Genomic DNA, 18,964 nt, shown 5'->3' on the forward strand with positions numbered 1-18,964 from the left:
TATTTTGAGGTGTGCACATGAGTGCAGAATTGCTGCTAAACGTGACCCCGAGTGAAACTCGTGTGGCCATGATTGAAGGTGGAGTGCTACAAGAAATTCATATCGAGCGCGAATCTCGTCGCGGTATCGTAGGTAACATTTACAAAGGCAAAGTCAGTCGCGTACTTCCGGGTATGCAGGCGGCTTTCGTCGATATTGGCTTGGATAAAGCGGCGTTTTTGCATGCGTCTGATATCGTACCGCATACAGAGTGTGTGGCCGAAAACGAAAAGCAACAGTTTCAGGTTCGTGATATCTCAGAGCTGGTTCGCCAGGGCCAGGATATCGTGGTGCAAGTGGTTAAAGATCCGCTGGGTACCAAAGGTGCACGTCTAACTACCGACATTACCCTTCCTTCCCGTTATCTGGTTTTCATGCCGGGTGCGAGCCACGTAGGTGTGTCACAACGTATCGAAAGTGAACGCGAACGTGAGCGTTTAAAGAAAGTCGTCAACCAATACTGTGATGAACACGGTGGATTCATTATCCGAACTGCAGCTGAAGGTGCGGATGAAAAAGAGCTTTCTCAGGACGCGGCCTTTCTAAAACGCTTATGGATTAAAGTCATGGAGCGCCGTTCTAAATATAAAACGCGCTCGACACTTTATGGTGAACTGGGGCTGGCACAGCGCATTCTGCGTGATTTTGTTGGCACCGAGCTGGACAAGATTCTGGTCGACTCACGCTTGGAGTATGACAACCTTCAAGAGTTTACTTCGGAATATGTACCTGAGCTGACCGACAAGCTTGAGCTGTATGAAGGCGATAAGCCTATCTTCGATATGTATGATACGGAGAACGAGATTCAACGCTCGTTGGAACGTAAAGTTGAGCTAAAGTCTGGTGGCTACCTGATCATTGATCAAACTGAAGCAATGACCACTATCGACATTAATACTGGCGCATTTGTTGGTCGTCGTAACTTAGAAGAAACGATCTTCAACACCAATATTGAAGCGACTCAGGCCATTGCTCGTCAGCTGCGTTTACGTAATCTTGGCGGTATCATCATTATCGACTTTATCGACATGGCTTCTGAAGTGCATCGTCAACGCGTTATTACCTCACTTGAAGCTGCGCTATCAAAAGATCGAGTAAAAACCAACATTAACGGCTTTACGCAACTGGGTCTGGTTGAGATGACCCGTAAACGCACGCGCGAAAGTATTGAACATATTCTTTGTTCTGGTTGTCCTACTTGTGAAGGTCGCGGTACCGTGAAAACGGTCGAGACGGTATGTTTCGAGATTCTGCGCGAAATCACCCGAGTGAATCGAGCGTACGATGCCGACAACTTTGTTGTGTATGCGTCCCCGTTCGTTGCAGAAGCGCTGCTCGGTGATGAATCACATGCGCTGGCAGAACTCGAAGTCTTTATTGGTAAGCAAGTTAGAATTCAGGCTGAGCCCCTGTACATTCAGGAACAGTTTGACGTTGTGATGATGTAATTGGGACATTTGTGAATTTTGGTTTTAACCGTTTGGGACGATTTTGTGCGTGGAGTTTAGCCACTGTATTGGTGTTACTCGCGATTGTCGTGACAACACTGCGTGTCACATTACCACAGCTCGACCACTTCCAAGATGAGATCAAAACCTGGGTCAGACAAGGCACAGGTTTTGATTTTTCTATTTCCAGTGTTGCTGGATCCTGGCGAAACAGCCACCCTTCAATCACGCTACTTGGTTTAGAAGCTAACTTGCCGAACAACCAGGAAGCGCGCTTTGCCGTTGACGAACTGCAAATTGAATTTGATTTGTTTCAGTCTCTTTTTCAGCTCAAACCCGTTGTTGCGGATTTAACCATCCACAACTTGGCGTTGGATATTCGTAGTGTCAGTATTCTCCCAGGCGCTGAGAGCCAAATGCCGGTTGCGACATCGGAAAAAAGTGAAGTAAAGCTAATCGACCAATTAGACTCACTTTTGCTGCGTCAGTTTGAAGACTTTACCATCACTGACTCACGAATTTGGTATAAGTCCGTTTCTGGTGAAACGCGACGGCTGGATATCGAAAGGCTCCGTTGGAGTAATCAGGGTAAGCACCATTTAGCCGAAGGGACGGTCAGCATCGCCGATGCTAAGATTAACTCCTTGTTGGTAAGTGCTAACTTTAAAGACCATGGTTCATTGCGTGATGTCTCGGGTGAGTTTTATGTCAGCGCTCAAGATGTCTCTGTAGCACCTTGGCTAACCACTTACATGCAAGCGGAATCTGGCGTAGAGTCCGGCAAAGTGAGCTTGAATACCTGGCTGACCCTGAAACACAGTCAGCCTAATTATGCTTATGTAGAACTGCAGCCATCTGAATTAGTCTGGAACGAGAATGGCAGCCATGAACTATTCATTGAATCAGGTATTTTTAAGTTATTGCCGGATAAAAATGGCTGGAAAGTAAATGGTCACTCACTTCAAATTCGCACTGATGAAAAGCAATGGTCAGAACTAGACGTTGCGTTTGACTGGCAGCCTTCCGGCTGGGCGCTTAATCTCTCTGAGATCGACATTGAATCCATCACACCATTGATAAAGCTGGCTCCTGAGTCGGAATCAACTAGCGATTTTATCGATCAGATAAAGCCCAAAGGCCGACTGGAAGATATCCGTCTATCGATGAATGGTGGATGGGAGACGTTGCGCTATTCCGCTGAGCTTGATGAGTTGGGTTTAACGCAGTGGCAGTTGTTGCCGGGTTTCCAGCATGTTCAGGGAAGCGTGTCGGGTAACGTTAATCAGGCCAAAGCCAATGTAACGGTGATTGATGATGTCTTCCCTTATGGCGACGTTTTTCAGGCACCACTGAATATTAAGCAAGGCGAAGTCGAGATTGTCTGGCAACAAGACCAACAAGGCTGGCGCTTGTGGGCAGATAAAGTCACAGCCGCGACGCCTGATTTACAGGTTTTGGGGGCTTTTCGTTTAGACTTCCCGAAAGATCAAAGTCCGTTCCTGTCATTCTACGCCGAGGCGGATCTGTACAATGCGGGTGAAACCTGGCGTTACTTACCAACTTTGGCACTGGGGCAAGATCTTACCGATTACCTCTCTACCGCAATTCAAGGCGGTAAAGTGAATACCGCCAAGTTGTTGTGGTACGGCGAACTCGGCGATTTCCCGTATAAACAACACAACGGTATGTTTCAGGCTTGGGTCGGCCTTAAAGACGCAAAATTCAGCTTTGATACTGCCTGGCCTCCTATTACCGATTTACAGTTGGATTTGTTATTTGAAAATGACGCCATGCATCTGGATTCCAATTCGGCGACACTCAATGGTGTTGCTGCTGAGCGAATTACTGGTCGTATTCCTAAACTGGCCCCGGATGGGCATATTGAAATTGAAGCCAAAGCCAGCGCGCCAGGGAACGAAGTTCGTGATTATATGATGGCGACACCCTTGGTCGACTCGGTCGGTGCGGCGTTGACGGCACTGCAAGTCAGTGGCCCGGTTTACTCGGAGTTTCAGCTCAATATTCCGTTTGATACAGAGAATGAACCGAGAGCATGGGGCTACGCGGATCTTAAAGACAATCGCGTCGATATTGATGCGCCGCCAATGACTTTGGAAAACGCGACCGGACGCATCAATTTTGATAATGATGTGGTTACGACTTCGGGCCTCGCAGCGGAGTTACTCACGCAGCCAATTTCACTCGACTTCCGCGGCGAAAGTGCTGACCAAGGCTACGATGTAACTATCAATACGCTGGGAGACTGGGACGTAGAACCTCTAAAACCTTATGTTGGGGAGCGATGGCTGAACTTGGTCTCTGGTCACGCGCCATGGCAAATGGATATCGACCTACAGCTCAATGATGTCGGCTTTACCTATCAGGTTGGCGTCTTAGCGCAACTTAATCGTGTTGTGAGTGAGTATCCTTACCCGCTGGCAAAAAGAGTGGGTGAGTCTGGTCAGGCCAAGCTGCAGGCGTCAGGAAATCAAGAAAACATTTCTGCTCGTCTGGAGGTCCCTAATGTAAAATACCAGACAGAGATAGACATTACTGGCGAGCTTCCGCTGTTAACGGCGACCAATTTAATGATTGGGCAAGGTGGTTTTAGAGCGAGCCCAATTATCGGACATGATGCTTCGATACGTCTTGATGAGCTTGACGTAGACAGCTGGTTAGAACTGCTAAATGTACCGTCTAGCAGCGCCCCGTCAGTGCTCTCCAATATGGAAACCCCGAGAATCCCGTTACCAACCCGGGTGGATATTGAGGCTCAGAGCTTAATGCTCGGAGAGCTTGAATTCCATGATGTTGACGTTAATGCCAAGAAAAAGAACTCAAACTGGCAGATGCAGGTGAGCAGCCAGGAGGTAAAAGGTAGAGCGAACTACCTGAAACCGAATGATTTGTCGGTATCGTTAGATCATCTGCATTTGTACATTCCGGGTTTCGATGAAATCGAGAAAGAGCGCAGTTCCATCTTTGCCAGTGAAGATCAAACTGCGCCGTTAATCACCAAATTTGACCGCCAATTTCATGATGAAATGCCAAACTTAAAGCTGAATATTAATGATTTTTGGTTGCAAGGGTATAAAGTGGGCAAGGTGAATGTTGAATTGCAACGCAGTGATGAGCGTCTGGAATGGAAAAAGCTTAACTTCAGTAGCGGCAAAAACAGCATTGATATGAGTGGTTGGTGGGAACTGACTAACGAGCGCAGTCATTCCAATTTGAGCTTCAAGGTCAAAGGCGATAACAATACCGATCTTATGGAGCGCTTCGGCATCACTTCAGGAATACAGCAGGCACCATTTGAACTGAATGCCAACATGGAGTGGGATGGCGCGCCTTGGTCGATGAAAACCCAGACACTCCAGGGTGATGTGTCGACGGAATTTGGCAAAGGGGTCATCAGCGAAGTAAGTGGAGCGGCTCGTCTGCTTGGTTTGTTTAGTCTTGACTCTATTATTCGTAAGATGCAGCTCGATTTTACCGACGTGTTTGATAAAGGAATGGCGTTCAATTCGATCACGGGTACGGGCAAAATTCAGGATGGTGTATTTGTCACCAATGATATCGTCATGGATGCGCTTGCCGGGGAAATGCAGATTCGTGGCATGGCTGACGTAACGAAAAGATTAGTGGATGCTGAGGTGAAGTTTACGCCTGATATCACGTCTGGCTTACCAATGTTGACAGCCTTCGCCGTCGCGCCACAAACCGCCTTATACGTGCTGGCTATCTCGACGGTGATTTCACCGGTGGTTGAGGTATTTACTCAAGTGAATTATGAAGTCAAAGGGCCGCTCGAATCACCGACGGTCAAAGAGATATCGCGTAGCCAGGGTGAATATAAGCTGCCAGAAAAGTTGCGTGAACAGGCGCAATAACCGCCTTCATTGGTAAGGAATTTAAGTAAGGAAAAACACATGGAGCGTGTTGGTATTATTCAAATGACGTCTGGTCCAGATATTGAAGCGAATCTGGCGTTTATTGAAAAGCAATGTGAAATAGCCGCGAATCAGGGAGTTAAGCTGGTCCTTACCCCCGAGAATTCAGTATTGTTTTCGAGCCGCGAAGCGTATCATCAACATGCTGAACCGCTTGGAAGTGGTGTGATACAGCAACGTTTGGCCGATATTGCTAAACACAACCAACTGACTTTGATCGTCGGCAGTATGCCTATTCAAACGGCCAGAGGTGTGACGACGACCACCATCGTCCTTCCACCGCATGGTAAGTGCATTGCCCATTATGACAAGCTGCATATGTTTGACGTTGAAGTCGCAGATGGACATGGCAGCTACCGAGAATCTGATACCTTCACTGCGGGCAATCAAATTGTTGTTGCAGAAACGGATGTTGGCAGTGTTGGTTTGAGTATTTGCTATGACGTACGTTTTGCTGAATTATACAAAGAGCTGCGTTTGGCTGGTGCGAAAATTATTGTCGTCCCTGCTGCGTTTACTGCAGTGACAGGAGAAGCGCACTGGGAGATACTTTTACGTGCCAGAGCGATAGAAACTCAGTGCTGGATTCTCGCCAGTAACCAAACCGGTACCCATCCTTGTGGCCGTAAAACGTGGGGCCACTCGATGGTCGTTGACCCTTGGGGACGAATACACAAACAACTTCAAGAGCAGGTCGGTTTGTTGGTGGCAGAGATAGATTTGTCACAAACCCAGCAAGTAAGGCAGAATATGCCGCTGACTCAACACAGTCGCTTTCAAAATGAATTGAGACGGAAATAAAAGAGCTAACTATGAGCACAAACCAAATAGAACAGGCACTCATCGCCCCAAATGGTCTGACGGAGCAAGACATTGCTGACACTTTAGCCAGCATTGCGACACGTCAGATCGATTATGCGGACATTTACTTTCAGTCCAGCTGGCATGAGTCTCTGGTTCTAGAAGACAGCATCATCAAAGATGGCTCTTTTAATATCGATTGTGGTGTTGGCGTTCGTGCTGTGACTGGCGAGAAAACCGGCTTCGCATACTCTGACCAAATTAATCCGGAAGGTCTCAAGCAAAGTGCTATTGCGGCACGAGGTATCGCCCAGCAAGGTCAAAATGGTAAGGTTCAGGCCTTTAAACGCACCGATAACCAAGCTTACTATGAAGCGGTTAACCCGCTGGCTGGTTGGGAAAAACAGCAAAAAACCGAACTGCTTAAAACACTGGATGCATACATCCGTACTAAAGAACCGTTTATCAAAGAAGTGTCAATTAGCATCAGTGGCGTGCATGAACAAATGTTAGTGGCCGCAACAGACGGGACTTATGCAGGCGATATTCGCCCATTAGTGCGTTTGTCTATCAGCGTATTAGCCCAGAAAGGGGAACGCCGCGAGCGTGGTAGTGCAGGCGGTGGTGGTCGTTTTGGTTACGACTTTTTCCTTTCTGAAACGGACGGCGTGAAGCAAGCCTTCCACTATGCAGACGAAGCGATTCGCATGGCTTTGGTTAACTTAGAAGCCGAAGCGGCACCAGCTGGTATGATGCCAGTGGTACTTGGATCTGGCTGGCCGGGTGTATTGCTACACGAAGCGGTAGGCCACGGCTTAGAAGGTGATTTTAACCGTAAAGAGTCGTCTGTATTCTCAGGTAAAATGGGCCTGCAAGTCACATCACCGCTTTGTACTATTGTCGACGATGGCACTCTGAAAGATCTGCGTGGCTCATTGAATGTAGACGATGAAGGTGTCAACGGTCAGTACAATACGCTTATCGAAAATGGCGTATTGAAAGGCTATATGCAAGATAAGCTTAACGCGCGCCTAATGGGTGTTAACCCAACGGGTAACGGCCGTCGTGAGTCTTACGCGCACTTGCCGATGCCACGGATGACCAATACTTACATGCTACCGGGTGAACACACGCCGGAAGAGATCATCTCTACTGTGGAAAAAGGTCTGTACGCGCCAAACTTTGGTGGCGGTCAGGTCGATATCACTTCAGGCAAGTTTGTCTTCTCTGCGTCTGAAGCGTACTTAATTGAAAACGGCAAAATCACGCGTCCAGTGAAAGGGGCGACACTGATTGGTTCTGGCATAGAAGCCATGCAGCAAGTCTCAATGGTCGGTAATGATCTGAGCATCGACAAAGGCGTCGGTGTGTGTGGTAAAGCAGGACAAAGTGTGCCTGTCGGCGTAGGCCAGCCAACGTTGAAGCTGGACTCGCTGACGGTTGGTGGGACGGAATAGATAAGGTTCTAGGATCCTAGGTTTATAAGGACCTAGGTTTTAGGTCCTAGAGAGGCTTGTTGGGATTACAGATTATAGGCAATGGAATACAGATTATATTATTTTTGTGTTCCGTATGTTATGTCGTCATTCCAGCGAGTCGAAGCGAGACTAGGAATCTACTTACCGCAAAGACGAAGCCGAAATGAACACCTTTGATTCCGACATTCTTGGACAGCAGATCCTGAATCACGCTCCTTCGTCGCTGTTCAGGATGACGCTCTTGAAACAATAGTGCTCCGTAATCTCTATTTCAGAGCATCAAGCTCCCAACGTTCAATCCTAGGCCCTAGCTACCTAGAACCTAGGATTTTCAGTTTACATATTTTCTTCAGCAAACTCAGCCAGACGGCTACGAACCACACCGTTAAGGTGAATGTTCGCACTGCCTTCAAAGTTCTTGAAGCGTTCAACCATGTAAGTCAAACCAGATGTGACTGGTGTTAGGTAATGGGAATCGATCTGGGCCAGGTTACCGGAACAGACGATTTTGGTGCCTTCACCACAACGGGTGATGATGGTTTTGATTTGCGAAGCGGTTAAGTTCTGACACTCATCAAGCAGTACAAATGCATTTTGAATCGAACGGCCGCGCATAAAGTTTATCGATTTAAACTGAATGTTGGCTTTGTCGCAAATGTATTTAAGTGAGCCTTCCGTACAGTGATCGTGTTTATGCAGCGCTTCCAACGTATCGGTCACCGCCGCCAACCACGGCATCATTTTCTCCTCTTCCGAGCCGGGTAGGAACCCGATCGATTCGCCGATATCAGGCGTGTTACGGGTTACGATGATCTTATCGAACATCTTTTTCTCGATGGTTTGTTCAAGGGCAGCCGCCATGGCTAACAGAGTTTTACCACTACCCGCAGCACCAGTGAGGATCACCAAATCAATGTCTGGATCGACGAGCGCATCCAACGCCATCGCTTGGTAGATGTTCTTCGGTGTAATGTCCCAGACGCGTCTATGCATCATACGTTCGCGACTGAGATCGAGCAGGGTAAGTTTGTCTTCATTGATGGTTTCAACGCGGCCAGCAAAGTCGCTGTCTTCATCAATCACATATTGGTTTATGAACGTTGGATCAAAAGGCTCTCGGCTAAGTTTGTGGTAGGTTTTTCCGCCCAGAGCGTAGCTCTCGACCTCGTCAATGCCGCTCCAGAAATCGCCTTCACGTTGCTGAAAACCTTTGGTGAGATATTGAACATCGTCAATCAGTTGGTCGGTTCGGTAGTCTTCAACAAAGCGTACGCCAGCTCCTTTGGCGCGAAGACGCATGTTGATGTCTTTCGTCACTAACACCACTTCACGTGGTGCACGTTTGTTTTGCAGATAAAGCACCGCGTTGAGGATGCGGTTGTCACCGGCTTTGTCGGCGAAGGCTTTGACGGTTTCCTGTAATTCGAAGTCCGCCAAAATGGAAATAGATCCTTGATCTGGTTTGTCTTTGGATACTGGAATGCCTTCTGAAATCTCATCTGGCGTGGCATCTTTGAACATGTCTTCCAAAGCGCGAATCGCCACACGAGCATCTCGTGCAACATCGCGTTTGCTGTCTTTAATCCGGTCGAGCTCTTCCAAAACGGTCATGGGTATGACGACATCGTGTTCTTTGAAAGAGAATATAGCGAAGGGTTCGTGAAGAAGAATATTGGTATCAAGTACAAAAAGTTTCCGATCGGTATCGCCCATAGCGTCTCCTTGCCTAAGTGCGGCTGTGCTTGCGAGTGGTTAAGTCATCGAAAGAGTGAAGTGACTTAACTCTGATTGCTTGCAATAGAGGTTGTCGGGCTATCGTAGGCTATACCAATCACGGTGAATAAGTGACCAGAAATAGCGTAGGAAAAAATGCTTGAGAACAAGGCAAAAATTTTTGATTAGTAGTTACTCTACAATCAAAATTTTTAACGCGGTTATCGGGCATTTTATCAAGCTAGAATGACCGGTTATTCACTACGATTGGTATTCACGTGCAACTGAGTAGCAAGACAACTTATGCAAACCCGTGTTGATCCTAATCGTGTACCTATGCGCCTAATTGACATGCGATTGCATATGCAATGTATTTAAGCGCTCCTAATCAAAAGTATACGTAATATTTGCTTGTAGCAATGTAATAATTGACATGGTTTTTTTACAATTTGATTGCACCTGTCATTTGGAGAAAAAAATTTCCACTTGGCGCGGTTTCGGCGTGACCTAAATCACAGCTTAAAGTAATATTAGCGGCCTTTTTCTGCGCATAGGCTACAAGCAATTTATCATGTTGAACTGACTGAATATTGCTCAACTATGAATGGCATGACAAGTGCGATTGGCGTAGCAGAAGCCAGAATCAGATCTAAACTATTATCCATGCCTGAGGGCATGAGTAGACCGACAGAAATACGAATCAAGAATTAATAACGAGGTAGTCAATTCATGACATTTGCTTTGGGGCAGCGCTGGATCAGCGATACGGAAAGCGATTTAGGTTTAGGTACGGTTGTTGCGATGGATGCTCGTACTGTGACCTTTATGTTTGCAGCATCAGAGGAAAACCGAGTTTACGCACGCAATGATGCACCTGTTACCCGAGTGACGTTTAACGTTGGTGATGTTATCGATTGCCAGGAAGGTTGGTCTTTGAAAGTCGAAGAAGTGCTGGAAGATGAAGGCCTGTACACCTACTTCGGTACTCGTGAAGATACACAGGAAACGGCAGTCGTATTGCGTGAGATTTTCCTGAGCAATCAAATTCGCTTCAATAAGCCTCAAGACAAGTTGTATGCAGGTCAAATTGACCGTATGGACAACTTCGTTCTGCGTTACCGTGCACTAACCAATCAGTTTGAACAACACAAGAGCCCAATGCGTGGCCTTTGCGGTATGCGTGCTGGTCTGATTCCTCATCAGCTTTACATTGCGCATGAAGTTGGTCGCCGTCACGCACCTCGTGTACTACTGGCCGATGAAGTTGGTCTGGGTAAAACCATCGAAGCGGGCATGATCATTCACCAGCAAGTCCTGTCGGGTCGCGCTGAGCGTATTTTGATCGTTGTACCGGAAACACTGCAGCATCAATGGCTGGTGGAGATGATGCGTCGTTTCAATCTGCATTTCTCAATCTTTGATGAAGAGCGTTGTATTGAAGCGTTCGCGGATGCAGAAAACCCATTTGATACCCAGCAATACGTATTGTGTTCACTGGATTTCCTGCGTAAGAGCCGTAAGCGTTTTGAGCAAGCGCTGGAAGGGGAATGGGATCTACTGGTTGTCGATGAGGCGCATCACCTAGAGTGGAGTCAGGACAAACCAAGCCGTGAATACCAAGTCGTGGAAGGTTTGGCTGAACGCACACCAGGCGTATTGCTACTGACCGCAACTCCTGAGCAATTAGGTCGTGAGAGTCACTTTGCTCGTCTGCGCCTGCTTGACCCTGATCGTTTCTACGATTATGAAGCCTTCGTTGAGGAGGAAGAGCAATACGCACCAGTTGCTGATGCGATTACTTCTCTGTTTACTGGTGAAAAACTGCCCAACGACGCTAAAAACCAAATCACAGAATTATTGTCTGAGCAGGATGTTGAACCGCTGTTCCGCATTATTGAAAGCAACAGTGACGAAGAGGAAAAAGCGTCTGCGCGTCAGGAGTTGATCGACAACCTGATGGATCGCCACGGTACGGGCCGTGTTTTGTTCCGAAACACACGTGCGGCAATCAAAGGTTTCCCTGCGCGTAATGTGCACTTGATGCCAATGGATATCCCACAGCAATACACGACGTCAATGCGAGTGGCTGGCATGATCGGCGGCAAGATGAGTTCGGAAGCTCGTGCGATGAAAAACCTTTACCCTGAAGAGATCTTCCAGGAGTTTGAAGGTGATGAATCAAGCTGGTGGCAGTTTGACTCGCGTGTGAACTGGCTACTGGAAAAAGTAACAGAAAAACGCAGCGAGAAGATCCTGGTTATTGCTTCTCGTGCAAGTACGGCTTTGCAGTTAGAACAGGCATTGCGTGAACGCGAAGGCATCCGTGCGACCGTGTTCCACGAGGGCATGTCAATTCTAGAACGTGATAAAGCAGCGGCTTACTTCGCACAAGAAGAGGGCGGCGCTCAGGTTCTTATCTGTAGTGAAATTGGCTCAGAAGGTCGTAACTTCCAGTTCGCTAACCAGTTGGTGATGTTTGATCTGCCGTTCAACCCAGATTTGCTTGAGCAGCGTATCGGTCGTTTGGACCGTATCGGCCAAAACCGCGACATTGATGTTCACGTTCCTTACCTGAAAGGTACATCGCAAGCGATCCTGGCGCGTTGGTTCGATGAAGGCTTGAATGCATTTGCTGAGACTTGTCCAACCGGTCGTGCGGTTTACGATAAATACTCGGATGCGTTGATTGAAATTCTGGCATCAGGTGACACCAGTGAACTGGACGGCATCATTGAAGAATCAGCGAAAATGAACAAACAGCTGAAGTCTCAATTGGAGCAAGGTCGTGATCGTCTGCTAGAAATGCACTCTAACGGTGGTGAAAAAGCACAGCAAATCGTTGAGAAAATCGCTTCAACGGATGGTGATACCAATCTGGTGACTTTTGCTCTGTCGCTGTTCGATACCATTGGTCTGAATCAGGATGATAAGGGGGAAAACGCCCTTATTGTGACGCCATCTGAACGCATGATGGTACCGAGCTACCCGGGTCTGCCTTATGAAGGTGCGACCATTACGTTTGATCGTGAAACCGCGCTGTCACGTGAAGATATGCACTTTATCAGTTGGGAGCACCCAATGATTCAGGGCGGTATTGATCTGCTAATGAGTGAGGGCGTGGGTACATCTGCGGTTTCGTTGCTGAAAAACAAAGCCTTGCCAGTCGGTACGATTCTGCTTGAGTTAATTTACGCAGTCGATGCCCAAGCTCCGAAACGCAGCGGTATTGCACGCTTCCTGCCAAAAACACCGATTCGCCTAATGATGGATGCGCGCGGTAACGACTTATCTGCACAAGTTGAGTTTGAAAGCTTCAACCGTCAGCTTAGCCCGGTAAACCGCCATCTTGGCAGTAAGCTGGTAACGTCGGTACAAAAAGATGTACACCGTTTGATAGAAGCGGGTGATGGACTGGTTGAGCAGAAAGTCGAAGAAGTGCGTAAGCAAGCTCAGCAAGACATGCAGCATAGCTTGAACGCAGAGCTTGAGCGTTTGCAGGCACTGAAAGCAGTCAACCCGAACATTCGTGATGAAGAAATACAAACGATTGAAGGGCAGATTAAAGAGCTGACAGGCTACATTAACCAAGCTCAGGTCCAACTGGATTCGCTACGTTTGATTGTGGTCAGCCACAATTAATCGCGGGTACCCTAGCAAATATAAAGGTTTTTAACCGAATAAAAATGCCGCTCACTTAGCTGTGAGCGGCATTTTTGTATTCCGTCTTCCTGAACAGCGACGAAGGAGCGTGATTCAGGATCTTCTTTCTGAATTCTCTGTGGCTTAGGCTGTCTCTAAACCTTCTCAGCACGCTGATTTTAGATTCCTAGTCTCGCTTGAATGACCTTTGTGTCTAAAGTGATTTTTCACATACTTAGTCGCAAATTACATCAACCACTTCCACCAGATAAACACGGCCAGGAAGCCGAACAGGTAAATCAAGCCAGCAATTGATAACCACTTCAGTTTACGTCCGACGGCCAAAGCTTTCGGCAGCTCTGTTTTACTCACTAGTCTGTAGTTCAGTAGGGCAAAGAATGGTGTGGTCATAAACGCCAGAATCATCGCAAAGTTCAACATTGGCAATAGGGCTGAAGCCCAAAAGATCACAATACCCAGTGCAAGCAAAGAAACGACCAACATGATAGCTGAGGTTGCCTTCGGGTTTGTGTCTGATTGCGAGCGCAAAAGACGCTGAGAGTCTGAAATGACGCGCGAGTAGCCATCTATCACCGTGATCGTACTACCGAAAATACAGAAGAACGCAATAACGGCGATTAGGTAACGAGACCACTCACCGATCGTTGAGGCATACAAGCCAACAAGTTGGTGGGAGAAGCCTACGCCAGAACTTTTCAACTCAACACCAGAACCGTGAAGCATCAGTGAACCCAGAGATAAAAACACAATCGCAAGAATCGCTGTACCAATGTAGCCGACGTTAAAGTCAAACAGAGCAGAGCGAGGAGTGACTTCTTGCTCACTGGATTGGCGTTTCAACCATGCTGAGGTTAAGCACGAAATCTCGATAGGTGCTGGCATCCAGCCCATCGTCACAACGATAAAGCCAATCGCGGCAATCGACCACACTGATGGTGATTCAAAGGTCGCCACTTGCTCAACCGGGTTACCAAACGCAATCGCTGCTGCAAGCAGAGTCGAAATGGTCAGTACCGACATGATGACTTTAGATAGTGTGTCCAACGCTTTGTAGTGGCCAGCAAAAAGAATGATCAGGCACGTGGCGATCACAATGATGCTCAGCGACGCCATGGATAACGAAAATGGAATGAAATAGCCCAGCAGGCTCGCACTGAACATCAGTAGTGCAGCGGTATTAATCACGGCGGAAACGGCGCTTAAAAATAGAAACGCCCATAGGTAAGGGCGGCCCATTTCCGCGTAACCTTCAACCAGTGTTTTACCTGTGCCCATGGTGTATTGCACGCCAGCGCGGAAAAATGGGTATTTAAAAAAGTTGACCAGCAGAATTAGCGCAGCGAGTTGCCAGCCATAGATAGCACCGGCTTTTGTCGAGGCAACCAGGTGAGAGCCACCGACGGCCGCAGAAGCCATGAGGATACCCGGGCCTAGCGAGCGAAAGAATAAGGATATTTTGGATTGGGGTGGTGATGTTACGGCGGAGTCCATGCTTCGTGTCCTTGTTATTTTATTTGTTCCCAAGCGATCTTTGGGGAGCACCTCACAGCATTATTTCGCTATATCTAAGAAGTAATGGCGTTAAGCGCGCGGTAATGTTTAAAAATGATGTGTTTGAACCTGAATGTATTTATTTTTGTATATCTAATATTGAGGCTTCAAGGATATGAAGCTTCAGGGATAGCAGGCTTTCTCTAGCACTCTATAAAGTTATGACTCACCTTGTCAAACTAATTTTACATCCTGGCTTTTTTTGTTTTTAGTTAACTTGTTGACATTGCAATGTCTTTTGATTTTTAGGGTTATAATTTCAAATAAAATGTCTTTTTGACCAGGCCCCGTTATAATCGCGACGTTTTTAGTTTATAGAGACTCCACTGATGGCCATGCTTGAATATACGCCTCCAACCGATCCTTGGATTGATATTGTTTTTGAAGATGATGAGATTCTGGCGGTTAACAAGCCATCGGGGTTATTGTCGGTGCCTGGAAGGTTAGCTGAACATTACGATAGTATGTGGAGTCGGCTAACTGAGCAGTACCCGGACATTCAAGTGGTCCATCGTCTAGACATGTCCACTTCAGGATTAATGGTATTAGCGAAAAACAAATCGGCAGAAAGTGCGTTAAAGAAACAGTTTCAGTATCGTTTAACGCACAAAATCTACTACGCCCGCGTTTGGGGGCATGTAGAGCAACAAGAGGGTGAGGTTGACTTGCCGCTGATCTGTGATTGGCCGAACCGTCCACTGCAAAAAGTCTGTTTTGAAGATGGCAAACCCTCTAAAACACAATTCCAGGTTGCGAAACTCGAAGAGCACGAAAACGGTATTAAGACGACAATCGTACGCCTACTCCCGATTACAGGTCGGTCTCATCAACTCCGTGTGCACATGCAAGCTATAGGACATCCCATTGTTGGCGACGAGTTTTACGCCACTGAAGAGGCATTAGCATTTTCTGAGCGTTTAGATCTGCACGCTGCTGAGCTGAGCTTTTATCATCCTCAAACAGCGTTACTGAGTCGTATATTTGTTCCGTGTGATTTTTACCCGCAAGCAGAGGCGATGATCTTTGACTATTTTGCTCCAGCGCGTAAATTACCTGATTACAAAACACTGCCACATCCATAAATTTCTTCTAAGGCAGTGAACAAGGAGCTGTTATGTCATTGCCTAAAGTCGTCTTTCTAGATCGAGCTACTATCCCTGCCCATATTCAAGTTCCGCGGCCTAGCTTTGAGCATCAGTGGGTGGAGTATGGCCTCACCTCACCAGATCAAGTTGTCGAACGACTTGTTGATGCGGATATTGTGATCAGCAATAAAGTCATTCTTGATCAGCAAGTGCTCGCTCAACTAGCCAAGTTACGCATGGTGGCGGTGGCCGCGACCGGTTTTAATAACGTCGATGTGGATTACTGTGCAAACCACAATATTGCGGTTGCGAATGTTCAAGGCTATGCAACCCGCTCAGTACCGGAACACGTGATAGCTATGTTGTTTGCCTTACGTCGAAATCTATTTGGCTATCATCAAGATATCGCGGCGGGTGAATGGCAGCGCGACAAGCAGTTCTGCTTTTTTACTCATCCTATCGGCGATATTTGTGGAAGCACATTAGGCGTGGTTGGAAGTGGTGCTCTGGGAGAGGCAACCGCAAAATTGGCGCAAGCTTTGGGAATGGAAGTCTTATTTGCTGAACGAAAAGGCGCGACTGAGTGCCGACAAGGTTATGTGCCGTTCGAAGAGGTTCTTGAGCAAGCTGATGCAATTACACTGCATTGCCCATTGAATGAGCATACGCGTAATCTGATTAGTGATGCTGAGTTAAAACAAATGAAACCGACGGCGATTCTGATTAATACTGGGCGTGGCGGTTTGGTTGATGAGCAGGCCACGGTGGATGCGCTAAAGAACGGTGAAATTGCCGGAGCGGGTTTTGATGTATTTACCCAAGAACCAGCTGACGAAAGTAATCCTTTGATCGCGAATATGGCGATGCCAAACTTGTTGCTAACCCCTCATGTCGCATGGGGCAGTGATTCGTCTATCCAGCGTTTGGCTGACATCTTAATTGAAAATATTAATGCATTTGAACGCGGAGAAAGTGTAAATCGATTGGTTTGATTGGCATTACGCTATTCTCACCCACAAGCGTCATTCCAGCGAGCCTTAGCGAGACTAGGAATCTAACATCAGCGTGCTGAGAAATTTTAGCAGTCGTTTTAGTCAAAAGTGCTCGGAGAGTAGATCCTGAATCACGCTCCTTCGTCGCTGTTCAGGATGACTAGATGGTTTTGAACATGCCGATCGTTGTTAAGCGATCGGCATGGAATTAGTTGTCTAGTTTTTATTCTTAAGCTATCGCGAATTAGAATTCTTCTTCGTTAAGGCCTTTCAGGATTTGGAAAATCTCGCGGTACGCTTTCGCTGGTTTACCGGCTTTTTTCTCTTTTGCTGCTTGGCGAGCAAGTTGACGTAGGCGCTGGCGATCGGCTTCAGGATACAGTTCCATCACGTCATCAATGGCTTTGTCACCTTCCTCAACCACGCGATCACGCAATGCTTCCAACTTGTGAAAGACTGCCGTCAATTGAGAGTGTTTGTTACGAATTTTATCCAGTGCTGCCTGGATTGGTTCTGGGTCTTCATAACGCATCAATTTACCGATACGTTGCAATTGGCGACGACGCGCTTCGTTCTTAAAGCGTTGTGCATCTGCAATTGCTTCTCTCAGGTCTTCGCTCAATGGAAACTTTTCCAGAACTGCTGGTTTTAGGCCGACAAGCTCCTCGCCTAGCTTTTGCAGCTCTTCCATATCTCGCTTCATCTCGGATTTACTTACCCAGATGATCTCTTCTTCTGGTTCCCATGGCGCTTTTTGATTCTTACGTGCCATTTCAGTTGCCTGTGTTTTGATTAATATTATGACTATTTTAACAAGAATCGTGGGGAGAAAGCGAAATTCTTGTTATTCTATTGAACATCAAAGACAAGATGTGAAAGACAATGGATATTAAACAGCAGGTTGCTGAGCAACGTACCGAGCTAGAACAGGCCGTCGCAAGAGCGCTAAAGCTTGCATCGACTAAGTCTGATGCCACAGAAGTCGCAATTACTAAAAGCACTGGTTTAAGTGTTTCTACCCGCATGGGTGACGTAGAAAATGTCGAATTCAATAGCGATGGTGCTCTTGGCATTACCGTTTACCGAGGTCAGCGAAAGGGCAGTGCGTCTACGTCTGATCTGAGTGAGGCTGCGATTGAACAAACGGTTATCGCGGCGCTGGATATTGCTCATTACACATCCGAAGACCCGTTCGCAGGGCCAGCTGCAAAAGAGTACATGGTTGACTCGATACCAGAGTTGGATTTGTTCCATCCTGACTCTCCTGATCCGGACTACGCAGCAGAAGTGGCGATTGCGGCAGAAAAAGAAGCCCTTAGCTACGACAGTGCCATCAAACAAAGTGACGGCGCGAGCTACGATAGCCACTATGGCGTGAAAGTCTACGGCAACAGTCACGGCCTGTTGGCAAGTTACGCTTCCAGTCGTCACAGTACCAGCTGCTGTGTGATAGGTGTCGGTAAGAACGGTGAAATGGAGCGTGATTACAGCTACACGGTTGCGCGTCATCGTGATGACCTTTGGACACCTGAAACGGTAGGACGAAAAGCTGCTGAAAACACCATTAACCGTTTGGATGCACAGAGACTCAAAACGGGTCAATACCCAATTATGTTTGCCGCGGATGTTGCAACAGGCTTAATTGGCCACCTGGTGATGGCGATCAGCGGCGGTAACCTCTACCGTCAATCTTCTTTCCTTCTTGATCACCTCGGTAAGCAAATTCTGCCTGAGTGGTTCAATATTTCAGAGCGCCCACACGTAATGCGTGGGTTGGCATCTAGCCCATTTGACAGTGAAGGTGTCTACACCCAAGATCGTGAAATTATCACCGATGGTGTACTGGCTACGTATCTATTGACCAGTTATGCGGCGCGTAAAATGAAAATGGACCCAACTGGCCATGCTGGTGGCATTCATAACTGGTACGTGAAATCGACGGGACAGAACTTTGAACAAATGCTGAAAGAGCTTGGTACTGGCCTACTTGTTACTGAAGTGATGGGGCAAGGCGTGAATGTCGTCACGGGCGATTACTCTCGTGGTGCGGCTGGTTTCTGGGTCGAAAACGGTGAAATTCAGTACCCGGTGTCTGAAATTACCATTGCAGGTAATCTAAAAGAGATGTTCAACAAGATTGTTGCCGTGGGCAGTGACGTTGAAACGCGTTCTCAGATCCAAACGGGATCGATTTTACTGGATACGATGAAGGTTGCTGGCGAGTAGTGTTAAAAAAGGGTCCTAGGT

At 47.3% G+C, this 18,964-nt stretch carries 11 protein-coding genes; 8 read left to right on the plus strand and 3 right to left on the minus strand.

The features are described from left to right. Nucleotides 1-17: 17 nt before the first annotated feature. From rng to tldD, 4 genes are read left to right on the plus strand one after another with little or no spacing between them, the layout of a single operon-like run. Nucleotides 18-1,487: a ribonuclease G gene (gene rng / locus OO774_RS01860; RefSeq protein ID WP_264904164.1), complete on the plus strand. Its 1,470-nt coding sequence runs from the start codon at nucleotides 18-20 to the stop codon at nucleotides 1,485-1,487. Between the two features lie 11 nt (nucleotides 1,488-1,498). Then, complete coding sequence (locus OO774_RS01865) at nucleotides 1,499-5,377, plus strand: YhdP family protein (protein WP_264904165.1); 3,879 nt, start codon at nucleotides 1,499-1,501, stop codon at nucleotides 5,375-5,377. A gap of 39 nt (nucleotides 5,378-5,416) precedes the next feature. Then, nucleotides 5,417-6,238 (plus strand): carbon-nitrogen hydrolase family protein, encoded by an 822-nt coding sequence (locus tag OO774_RS01870; RefSeq protein WP_264904166.1) that lies wholly within the window; start codon nucleotides 5,417-5,419, stop codon nucleotides 6,236-6,238. An 11-nt stretch (nucleotides 6,239-6,249) separates the two neighbouring features. Beyond that, the gene (gene tldD, locus OO774_RS01875; RefSeq protein ID WP_264904167.1) at nucleotides 6,250-7,695 is read left to right on the plus strand and encodes a metalloprotease TldD; all 1,446 of its coding nucleotides are present in this window, start codon (nucleotides 6,250-6,252) and stop codon (nucleotides 7,693-7,695) included. A gap of 357 nt (nucleotides 7,696-8,052) precedes the next feature. Here the strand turns inward: tldD and OO774_RS01880 are convergent, their stop codons facing one another. After that, nucleotides 8,053-9,429 carry a PhoH family protein gene (locus tag OO774_RS01880; protein ID WP_264904168.1) on the minus strand — a complete coding sequence of 459 codons (1,377 nt, stop codon included), beginning with the start codon at nucleotides 9,427-9,429 and terminating at the stop codon, nucleotides 8,053-8,055. Nucleotides 9,430-10,158: 729 nt separating this feature from the next. Here OO774_RS01880 and rapA point away from each other — a divergent pair. Continuing rightward, complete coding sequence (gene rapA, locus OO774_RS01885) at nucleotides 10,159-13,068, plus strand: RNA polymerase-associated protein RapA (protein WP_264904169.1); 2,910 nt, start codon at nucleotides 10,159-10,161, stop codon at nucleotides 13,066-13,068. A 246-nt stretch (nucleotides 13,069-13,314) separates the two neighbouring features. Here rapA and OO774_RS01890 read toward each other — a convergent pair whose 3' ends face one another. Continuing rightward, nucleotides 13,315-14,580 (minus strand): divalent metal cation transporter, encoded by a 1,266-nt coding sequence (locus OO774_RS01890; RefSeq protein ID WP_264904170.1) that lies wholly within the window; start codon nucleotides 14,578-14,580, stop codon nucleotides 13,315-13,317. Between the two features lie 389 nt (nucleotides 14,581-14,969). Between OO774_RS01890 and rluA the strand changes: the two genes are divergently transcribed. Both rluA and OO774_RS01900 read left to right on the plus strand, forming a co-directional pair. Then, nucleotides 14,970-15,722, plus strand: coding sequence for a bifunctional tRNA pseudouridine(32) synthase/23S rRNA pseudouridine(746) synthase RluA (rluA, locus tag OO774_RS01895; RefSeq protein WP_264904171.1), 753 nt, complete (start codon nucleotides 14,970-14,972; stop codon nucleotides 15,720-15,722). A gap of 32 nt (nucleotides 15,723-15,754) precedes the next feature. After that, nucleotides 15,755-16,717, plus strand: a complete 963-nt coding sequence (locus tag OO774_RS01900) for a D-2-hydroxyacid dehydrogenase (protein WP_264904172.1) — start codon at nucleotides 15,755-15,757, stop codon at nucleotides 16,715-16,717. A 244-nt stretch (nucleotides 16,718-16,961) separates the two neighbouring features. Here OO774_RS01900 and yjgA read toward each other — a convergent pair whose 3' ends face one another. Beyond that, complete coding sequence (yjgA, locus tag OO774_RS01905; protein WP_264904174.1) at nucleotides 16,962-17,489, minus strand: ribosome biogenesis factor YjgA; 528 nt, start codon at nucleotides 17,487-17,489, stop codon at nucleotides 16,962-16,964. A gap of 110 nt (nucleotides 17,490-17,599) precedes the next feature. Between yjgA and pmbA the strand changes: the two genes are divergently transcribed. After that, nucleotides 17,600-18,943: a metalloprotease PmbA gene (pmbA, locus tag OO774_RS01910; protein WP_264904176.1), complete on the plus strand. Its 1,344-nt coding sequence runs from the start codon at nucleotides 17,600-17,602 to the stop codon at nucleotides 18,941-18,943. Nucleotides 18,944-18,964: the final 21 nt, after the last annotated feature.

Source organism: Vibrio sp. STUT-A11 (assembly GCF_026000435.1).
Lineage (GTDB): Bacteria > Pseudomonadota > Gammaproteobacteria > Enterobacterales > Vibrionaceae > Vibrio.

Coding starts and splice junctions, on each gene's coding strand:
- rng (WP_264904164.1), top strand. CDS start 18: ATGAGTGCAGAATTGCTGCTAAACGTGACCCCGAGTGAAACTCGTGTG.
- OO774_RS01870 (WP_264904166.1), top strand. CDS start 5,417: ATGGAGCGTGTTGGTATTATTCAAATGACGTCTGGTCCAGATATTGAA.
- tldD (WP_264904167.1), top strand. CDS start 6,250: ATGAGCACAAACCAAATAGAACAGGCACTCATCGCCCCAAATGGTCTG.
- OO774_RS01880 (WP_264904168.1), bottom strand. CDS start 9,429: ATGGGCGATACCGATCGGAAACTTTTTGTACTTGATACCAATATTCTT.
- rapA (WP_264904169.1), top strand. CDS start 10,159: ATGACATTTGCTTTGGGGCAGCGCTGGATCAGCGATACGGAAAGCGAT.
- OO774_RS01890 (WP_264904170.1), bottom strand. CDS start 14,580: ATGGACTCCGCCGTAACATCACCACCCCAATCCAAAATATCCTTATTC.
- rluA (WP_264904171.1), top strand. CDS start 14,970: ATGGCCATGCTTGAATATACGCCTCCAACCGATCCTTGGATTGATATT.
- OO774_RS01900 (WP_264904172.1), top strand. CDS start 15,755: ATGTCATTGCCTAAAGTCGTCTTTCTAGATCGAGCTACTATCCCTGCC.
- yjgA (WP_264904174.1), bottom strand. CDS start 17,489: ATGGCACGTAAGAATCAAAAAGCGCCATGGGAACCAGAAGAAGAGATC.
- pmbA (WP_264904176.1), top strand. CDS start 17,600: ATGGATATTAAACAGCAGGTTGCTGAGCAACGTACCGAGCTAGAACAG.